The organism is Vibrio sp. 1401, from assembly GCF_033340295.1.
In genome coordinates this window covers 1-301 of sequence record NZ_JAWOWF010000342.1, presented here as the reverse complement: position 1 = coordinate 301, position 301 = coordinate 1, and the positions used below count along the sequence as shown (strand labels likewise).

The window sequence follows — 301 nt, the reverse complement described above, 5'->3', positions numbered from 1 at the left end:
TTGAGATATCAGACAGAAGCGCTAGGTTGGCACTGTAACGGTTTAGCTGTTGGTAGTAGCGTTTCGTTGCATCTTTAGTCGGTGCCGATGAACCGAGACCATCGCTCAAACCAAACCAAATACTGCGAACGAGGTTACTCATGGTAAAGCTCACGTGGCCAGCTAACGCTTTGTCGAATTTCTCAACCGCGTCGCTCGCTTCTGAGTAAGCTGCGTTCATTTCTTCAAGTACATATGGGTGACAACGAATCGCACCTTGACCGAAGATGATCATCGAACGAGTCAGAATGTTTGCACCTTC

The 301-nt window shown here is 47.8% G+C and carries 1 protein-coding gene; it reads right to left on the bottom strand.

All coding sequences use genetic code 11. From position 1 onward, the window contains the following. The coding region (locus tag R7Z77_RS25510) for an acyl-CoA dehydrogenase domain-containing protein (protein WP_411913214.1) at positions 1 to 301 on the bottom strand (301 nt) is incomplete at both ends.